General features: G+C 60.6%; 12 protein-coding genes and 1 pseudogene. All 13 read right to left on the reverse strand.

Going from position 1 to position 7,296, the window contains the following annotated elements:
* Window positions 1-130: 130 nt before the first annotated feature.
* Complete coding sequence (locus ACZ3J7_RS40540; RefSeq protein WP_298773408.1) at window positions 131-874, reverse strand: phage tail tube protein; 744 nt, start codon at window positions 872-874, stop codon at window positions 131-133.
* The gene (locus ACZ3J7_RS40545; protein ID WP_298773407.1) at window positions 871-1,332 is read right to left on the reverse strand and encodes a phage tail terminator protein; all 462 of its coding nucleotides are present in this window, start codon (window positions 1,330-1,332) and stop codon (window positions 871-873) included. Before ACZ3J7_RS40545 ends, ACZ3J7_RS40540 begins: the two co-directional genes overlap by 4 nt.
* 157 nt (window positions 1,333-1,489) lie before the next feature.
* Entirely contained in the window at window positions 1,490-1,813 is a 324-nt protein-coding gene (locus ACZ3J7_RS40550) for a hypothetical protein (RefSeq protein ID WP_298773405.1), read from the reverse strand.
* Window positions 1,810-2,001 carry a hypothetical protein gene (locus ACZ3J7_RS40555; RefSeq protein WP_298773404.1) on the reverse strand — a complete coding sequence of 64 codons (192 nt, stop codon included), beginning with the start codon at window positions 1,999-2,001 and terminating at the stop codon, window positions 1,810-1,812. The genes ACZ3J7_RS40550 and ACZ3J7_RS40555 overlap by 4 nt, the downstream gene beginning before the upstream one ends.
* 9 nt (window positions 2,002-2,010) lie before the next feature.
* A complete protein-coding gene (locus ACZ3J7_RS40560) occupies window positions 2,011-2,343 on the reverse strand; it encodes a hypothetical protein (protein WP_353799057.1) in 333 nt (110 codons plus the stop codon).
* A gap of 2 nt (window positions 2,344-2,345) precedes the next feature.
* Window positions 2,346-2,768: a hypothetical protein gene (locus tag ACZ3J7_RS40565; RefSeq protein ID WP_209908250.1), complete on the reverse strand. Its 423-nt coding sequence runs from the start codon at window positions 2,766-2,768 to the stop codon at window positions 2,346-2,348.
* Window positions 2,769-2,770: 2 nt separating this feature from the next.
* Window positions 2,771-2,980 (reverse strand): hypothetical protein, encoded by a 210-nt coding sequence (locus ACZ3J7_RS40570; RefSeq protein ID WP_298773398.1) that lies wholly within the window; start codon window positions 2,978-2,980, stop codon window positions 2,771-2,773.
* A gap of 228 nt (window positions 2,981-3,208) precedes the next feature.
* Complete coding sequence (locus ACZ3J7_RS40575) at window positions 3,209-3,379, reverse strand: hypothetical protein (RefSeq protein WP_298773396.1); 171 nt, start codon at window positions 3,377-3,379, stop codon at window positions 3,209-3,211.
* The gene (locus tag ACZ3J7_RS40580; RefSeq protein WP_298773394.1) at window positions 3,376-4,305 is read right to left on the reverse strand and encodes a phage major capsid protein; all 930 of its coding nucleotides are present in this window, start codon (window positions 4,303-4,305) and stop codon (window positions 3,376-3,378) included. Before ACZ3J7_RS40580 ends, ACZ3J7_RS40575 begins: the two co-directional genes overlap by 4 nt.
* Window positions 4,306-4,320: 15 nt before the next feature.
* On the reverse strand, window positions 4,321-4,851 hold the full coding sequence (locus ACZ3J7_RS40585) for a hypothetical protein (protein ID WP_298773392.1): 531 nt from the start codon (window positions 4,849-4,851) through the stop codon (window positions 4,321-4,323).
* Window positions 4,852-4,991: 140 nt separating this feature from the next.
* Window positions 4,992-5,324, reverse strand: coding sequence for a hypothetical protein (locus ACZ3J7_RS40590; RefSeq protein ID WP_298773390.1), 333 nt, complete (start codon window positions 5,322-5,324; stop codon window positions 4,992-4,994).
* 179 nt (window positions 5,325-5,503) lie between these two features.
* Complete coding sequence (locus ACZ3J7_RS40595) at window positions 5,504-6,607, reverse strand: phage minor capsid protein (protein WP_298773388.1); 1,104 nt, start codon at window positions 6,605-6,607, stop codon at window positions 5,504-5,506.
* Window positions 6,608-6,617: 10 nt separating this feature from the next.
* A pseudogene (locus ACZ3J7_RS40600) lies at window positions 6,618-7,296 on the reverse strand (hypothetical protein); the annotation flags it as partial.

A 7,296-nucleotide genomic window follows, 5' to 3' on the forward strand; every position in this document is an offset into this window, starting at 1 on the left:
CTCAATGCGTTTGCGATCACCTTCGAAGGACGCATCACCCTGAACGGTAACTAACCGACATCAAGGTCGGATCCACCGTTAATCGGACACTCCCACGCATACAAGTGCAACCTTTCAGAAGGGGTGCTGGTTAGGCAGCGGCGATGGTGAGGGTGCCGCCGGTGAGGCCGGTGCCGTCGCCGGTCACGGTGCCGCCGGGGACGGTGATGACGTACTCGCCAGCCGAGCCGGTGACCGTGAAGTCGGCGGCCTTGTAGCCGTCGTCCAAGGCGACGAGAGCCGTCTTCACTGTGGCGTTCGTGGCGTTGAACGCGATGGTGTCGGTGGTCTGGCCGTTCCAGGTGAGGGTGAAGGTGCCTGCGGTGGCGCCACCGAGATCAACGTTGAACACCTGCGCGCCCGAAGGAACCAGAGGCTTCACGATATCGCGGGGCTTTCCACGACCCGACAGAGTGAAACTGAACTCCTGCAACGCATTCGTGTCACCCGCAGCGCTGTCCGTCCACTTGACGGTAGTCTCCGCCTCGTACGCGTCAGGCAGATCATCACGTCGGTAGATGCGAGCAGTGACGATGTTGGCGGTGCCGGTCTGGCGGCCCTTCTTGCGGAGGAAGTTCTGACCTGGATCGTCAACGAAGCCGGCGGTGTTTTCACCCTTGCGCTTGCCGCCGCCTTCGATGCGGAATGCGAGGCCGGTGACGATCTGCGACGCGAAACCTTCCGAGTCGATGTCGGAATCGTCCTGCTCGGAACCTTCGAAGATCGGGGAGACGGAGGACAAGCCGCGCACTCGGGTGGGTACGCCGTTGATGTCGACTTCGAGGATCCAGTCGCGTGCGAGTGTGGATGAAAGTGACTGTGTGGGTGCGGTCATGGTGTTGCTCCTGGGTTTGTGGTGATTGTGTACGAATCGGGGCGGGTGTAGCGGTTGCTGGCTTCCAATGCGGCAGGGCCGCGGATGTGGCGGCGGCAGGACAGAATGTTGACGCCCGCCCACACGGTGTTGCTGCGTTCGTGGAGGGTGTCGTCGATGGCGCGGAACACTGTGTCGGCCATGCGTTCAACTGCCCTCACGTCGAGGCCAGCAGCCCGGAAACGTATTTGGACGTAGTAGTCGGGGGTTGCTTCGTCCTTCGATCGGTCGTCGTTGTAGACGTTGATGAAGATCGCGTTGTCGGGTTTGTCTCGGAGTTGCCCGAAGAACACCACTGGCAGTGCGCCAGCTGGGTAGGTGGTGAGGTTCGGGTCCCAGCGTGCGAGTCCGAGGTTGGTGAGGTGTTGGGCGAGGGCTTCGAGGAGTTCGACGGTGTCCGGTGCCCGAACGAGTGTCATCCCGCACCGCCACTCTGTTCCCACGCAAGAAACTCAGGAGCCTTGAGGACAGTGTCAAATGCTTGATCACCGCATCGCTTACAGGTGTACATATGGTGAAACGATTTGGCGTCACTTGTGACCGCTGTGCATACGCGCTCGAAGTGCTCACATGCGGTCATCCGAGTTGCCTCCGTATCGCTTCAGCGAGGATCTGCCCGACAACTTCCCTCGTTGCGATGCACGCGTTCTCGAGGTACTTCGCCTCACCATCCTGATGGTGATAACCGAGTTCCTCGTGCTGCCTTATCGCATACGGTCCGTCGAAGCCGACAGCAGCTTCCAACCCCTCAGCCGCAGTCGCCGCAGTGTTCCGCAGATACCCGGTCTCTTTCGGTGCCCGTTCGATCGCTTCCTGCTTGATGACTTCAGCGGCAGCGTGCAAGCCGTCTGTGATGGCGGAGCGGACTGGCTCGATCGGAAAATTCAGGGCAGTACTCATGCAGCGATCACCTCGTCCAGGTGCTCAGCGAGAGCGTCCACTGCATCTGCCACCAACAAGAGATCGCAGGGAACCATGAGCGCCTCTGTGATGACACCTACCGTCATCCGGATGCCAATCTCAGCGACATCCAAAGCGGCCACACGCTGCTCGTAGGTCATCGCTCGCAGTGCCTCAACTTCGGTCATGCCACGCTCCTAGGTCAGATCCACGCTGTAGAAGTTGGGGGTCAAACCGTTGCCGTCGTCATGGCGTTGCTCCGCCAACACCACAGCCGTGCGTCCACCGAACTCGGGTGGAAACGTCACCAGCGAGCCGACAGGAATCAGTGCAGTGTTGACATGCATGCTCACGCGGGCCTCCGAGATGACCTCGGAACCATCAGCAGCCTTCACGAGTTTGCGTTTGGTGGTGATCTTCCCGAGCACAGTCACAGCCGGATCGAACGCCGGCTCGTACGGGCCTTCGCCCGCATGCCGCTGCACCGAAACCGGCCACACAAACCACGCCTTCGCGATCTGATCAGCCACGCTCATGACGATTGCACCGCCGACGACGCCAACCCCGCCAACCGCAAAATCCGCAACGCACCAGGCGCCAAAAACTTGAGCGCATTCATCCGATCCGGAGCCGTCAAATACGTGTCATACGACAACGACGCACCATCAATCGCTGTCGTCGTCAACCGCGGCTCCTGACCGCCGGCACCCTTGATCGGATCATCACCCGACGCCAACCACGCATGCACTTGCGCGCACGTCGCTTCCTGCATCGCCTCAGACAGATCATCGTCCGAGGGTTTCCCGTTCGGGAGGGTGTCGTAGATGTCGCACTGGCATGCAGTTCCGACAAGGCCGGATGCTTCCCGCAGCATTGCAGTCAACTTCGCGGGGGCAGGTTCAGGGGTTTCCCCCATCCAGGTTTCCAGCTGATCGGCGGTCGCATAGACGAGCACGGTTACTCCTTCTCCAAGCCGATGACCGTCTTGACGGTCGCGACATCGGCCCCAGCCGAGAACAGGGAACCGGACGCGTCGCGCCGCAACTGCTCCACGATGATGCAATCCGGAAAGATCTGGACACGGCGTGTACCCGAAATGGGGATGCCGAGGTGTTCAAGTGCGGCCATCAAGTCCCGTCGCTTGAACGTGGTGGGTAGATCAGACACGGATTCTCCTCGGGGTGTTGATGGTTGGCGCGCAGACCATCTCGGTCATACCGAGATGTTTATACGCTGCTGCAAGGGGGAAAGGAACCCGGCGGTGAACCCCTCAAGCGGTCTTAACGTGGGTCTATGAGCCGTTGCCGGGCACGTAGAAACGCACCAACCACCAAGCATTTGGTCCCACCAGCCCCGAGCCGCACAGGAAGGCGACCCGGGGGTGGGCATCAGGTGCTACTCGCTCAAACCACCAACAGCGTCAGTGGTTTCGGGTTTCGCCTTGGCCGATGGCCGCTTGGCGACAGGCTTCTCGTTGACCTGAAGTTCACGCACCGCCTCAGCCAACTGGTTCAGCTTGATCGTGAACCCAGCCTCACCACGAACGAACTCCGGTACCTCGATCACGGCGTCACATCCAATACCAGCTTGACGGCACGCTTCAGCGACTTCGTGGAAGCCGGATCGTCGTAGTCGTCGGGATCGGTCACGACGCTGATTCCGAAGAACGTGTCGAAGATCGAGCGGTTAACCATGTGCGTGGAGTCGTAGTCACGAATCCAGCGCAATGCGATGCCGGCGTACGAACCGGACGCGGTATCGACACCACCCAGAGGAGTGGCGGGGACGCGGTACACCGACTGGAAAGCGGTCTTGTGGAACGCGAACGCCTCGTTGGGGTCGATGCTGTTGCACACCACGATCGGGAAGCCGGCGATGTTGCCGATGGTCGCGTTCCGGAGGGCGTTCGAGTCACCGGACTGGTCGAACTTCTTGAACTGGTCGGACTTGAGGATCGACGCTTCCACGTTCGTGCCAACAAGAAACACTCGATCAGCCTGCGGAACGTGGTAGTCGTTGAGCACACGGCGTGCGTCAACAGCAGCCTCGTAGAACTTGCCCTCCGCGATCTCCAGGACCGAACTCGTGGGGTACGCGGCCCCACGAATGGTGGTGGCGATCTTGTCCTCGACGCGCTCCGCGACAGAACGAGTCTGAGGCAGGGTGACCTGCTCGGTGAACTGATCGATGTCGAGAGTCAACTCTTCGTCGGTCAGTTCGATCGCGTTGTACGGGTGGGTGTCAAGCTTCACGTCGACCTTGAACTCGTTCAGGTCGGAGATCTCGATTGCCGCGGTCTTGTTGCGCCACGGCTTGTCCTTCGCGACCGTGCGACCGGGGATGCGGATCGACACAGTGTCGTTCTTCGGGGACCGGCTGGAAAAGTGCCGCGACGCATCAGAGGCGATGATGCCCGGAAGAACAACGTCGCGTTCGAGGACGCCGAGACCGGCAGAGAGGATCTGCTCGGCCTTGAGAATAGTGTTTGCCATGAGGTGTGCTCCTGGTTAGTAGATTTGGATGCCCGGTTTGCGGGTGGCGACGCGTTCGGCGAGTTTCTTGGGGTCCATCTCGTCGGTGTTCGCGGTTCCGCCGGTTGCCTGCCTGCCGGATCGGCCGGCGGGTGCGGCGGTTTTGATGCGTTCGGAGAGTGCTTTCGCTTTGGCGTCGAACTTGTCGGCTGGGGTGCCTTCGAGGAAGTCGAGGTCTTCGTCGGAGAGCCCGTATTTGCGGGCTGCTCGTTCGCGGGCTGCTTCGGCGCGTGCGGCTTCGGCGTCGGCTTTGGCGTCGGCGGCTTCCTTCGCTGCCTTTTCCTCGGCGGTCCGGTTCTTGGCCTTGATCTTTTCGAGTTCTTCAGCGGCTTTAGCGTTTTCCTTCGCCCGCGCCTCGTGCTTGCGTGCTTCCTTCTTCCAGTCGGTGGTTTCCTCGGCGGTGGTGGACTGTGCAGTCTCGGTTGCCGTGGTGTCCGTTGCCTGGGAGGTGTCGGTCGCGGTGGTGGCGGCGTCGGTGGTTTCGCTGGTTGCCTGTTCGTCGGCCATGCTGTTCTCTCCTTGTGCCATGCGGCATTGGCCCCGGTTGCCGTGCGGCTGGGGGCTATTGGGTTACTGCGATTCCGCCATGCGGCGGGAAACTCTGGGGATCTATCAGCGTGTATTGGGAAAACCCGATAGATCAGCGGTTAAGCAATGACAGATTCGAGAGTGTTCAAGCTCTCCAGGAACGACTCGTCAGACAGAAGGCCTCGTCGAACCTTTTCGACGTGAGGGATGCACGAGACGCGAACCTCGTCGCAGAACGGGCGATGGAAGGCCCCGACCTCGACACGTTCGACGTTCCACTCGACCTCTTCGGTTGAGAGAACAGACAGCGACAAGTGCCCGCCCCTACTCAACACCGCGGCCAGTGGATGTTCCGCAGGTATCGAAAACCCCTTGTCGAACACTGCAATGCAGTGACCGAGATGCTTCCGATTCCAGTCCCACACTCGGATCACGACAGGTTCGTTCGACATTGGGAAATTCCTTTCAGGGGAACGCGGTAGTTGATGACTTATGAGCCGGTAGGCATAGAACTTCAGAAGTTCCGGAACATTCGATCGCCAACCCACAACATGGTTGCGGCAGCGGTTACAGCGATGGCACCAGGCACTATGAGCAGTAGCCACAAGGGATCCATCAGTTACTCCTAGGGTTAGCGTGCGCCGAGGCGTTCGCGGTTAGGCCGGCGTTTCAGGTCGTGTTGCGCGGTGTGAGCTGCGATCGCGGCCTGCTGCTGCTTCAACCGGGCAACCAACTCGCGTTTGCGTTGCGGGGTGACTGCCACGGCCTGCTGCTTACGGGTGTCACGGATAGCGCGTTCCATCGCCCGCTGCTTCTGCGACGCCGCATACCCTTCCGGATCCGGCCTCGTCTCGAACGTCCGCGAAGCTCCCGGCACATAGCCCGTTACGGCGTGTCCGCAGTTCTGATGACCAAATCCGGCAGATGTCGCTTCACGCATCGTCGCCTTGATCTTCACCTTCACTGCTTTGCCGCCAGTTGCGTTCTGGCGGATCACTGTGCCGGTTTCACCGTCCAACGAGAGGATCTGACCTTCGAATGGCTGGCACACAGGAGCCGGGTTCGAGTGGCTGGATACGACAACCAGGTTGTGGCCTCGTTCGAGTAGGCGATCCGCGTGTCCTTGGCGGAGTTCTTGGTTGACGATGGTCCGGGATTTCATCTCGATGTAGGAGGCGAGGGACCAGTTGCGGCCGGCAGCGTCTTTGAAGCCGGTGACGCCACGTTTGGTGAGGATGTCGAGGGCTTGCTGTGCCGCATCCAGGCGTGTACCCGATCGGACACCCGATGACCTCGCGATGATCTGCGTTGTCACCTGTGAATGCAACTCCCCCGCGGCACCCGGAATCCGAGCAGTCACCTGCGACAAAACCTGCTGCCCCGCGAAGATCGCGGCCCGAGTCTTCCGATCCCGAGCAGGTGTCACAGGCGGAACCGGCGGGGCTTTCGGTAACGCCTTCAAGTCCTCGTCCGCAGCCTCCCGGCCACGCTCAGCAGCACCAGCAACCGCACCCTCAACCAACGCTGGCATCTGGGATTGCAACTGCAACGCCAACAACTGCGCCTGCTGCCGAAACCGCAACATCTCCGCCGGCTGCCGCGCTTCCCACTCTGGTGTGTCGATGCCCGCCACAATCGCTTCGGCGAGCATCGCCATCAGAGCCAACTCGGCTTCGGTGTAAAGGTTGATCAACTCGTCGGGGAGGCCTGCTGCTTCAGACGGGTCGAGCGCCATCGCCTACCCCCTAGAAACCGCCTCCGAAGCCGCCTGATGGATCAGGAACCGCGCCAGCCTTATCGATCGCCGCGGCTTCCTCGTCGATCCACTTCTCGTCCTTGTCCTGATTCAGGTACGCGACCTTCGTCCTCGTGGACGCAGCATTCGACGTAGACCAATTCAAGACAGTCCGCGACTTCGCCTCATCAGATTCACGAGCGAACTCAGGCCACTCGATCTCCAACTCCTCAGACGGAGCAACACCTTTGAACTTAGCGGCATCGATGCGGAGGCAGATCGTCGCCAACGGAGCAAGAGCTGCACCCCAATAACGGGCCTTACCGTTGGTCGTGATGACCGTCCACTCCTTCTTCCCCTGCGCCTCAGTAGCCGTCTGAGCAACCTCATCCGACATACCAAACGACACAGGCGAATACCCGGTCTTGCGGAGCACTTCACGGATCAGCATCTCCGCGCCCTGATCATGCTGAAGGACACGGATCTCGGGCTGATGGAACTGGAGCATCGACATCGAGGTACCTGTCGAGCCGACACCAGTGCCGACTGCCTGAAACACTTCCCGATCCTCCGACAGCGCCATGCCTTTGCCGGGGGACTGTCTGAATAACGGTGGATCCGGTCCTTGATTCAACACGCCGAGCTGAGCTTGGCGGGAAGGATCGACGATGACCGAAACACTTGATCCC

The sequence above is a fragment of the Kitasatospora sp. NPDC015121 genome (assembly GCF_055562955.1).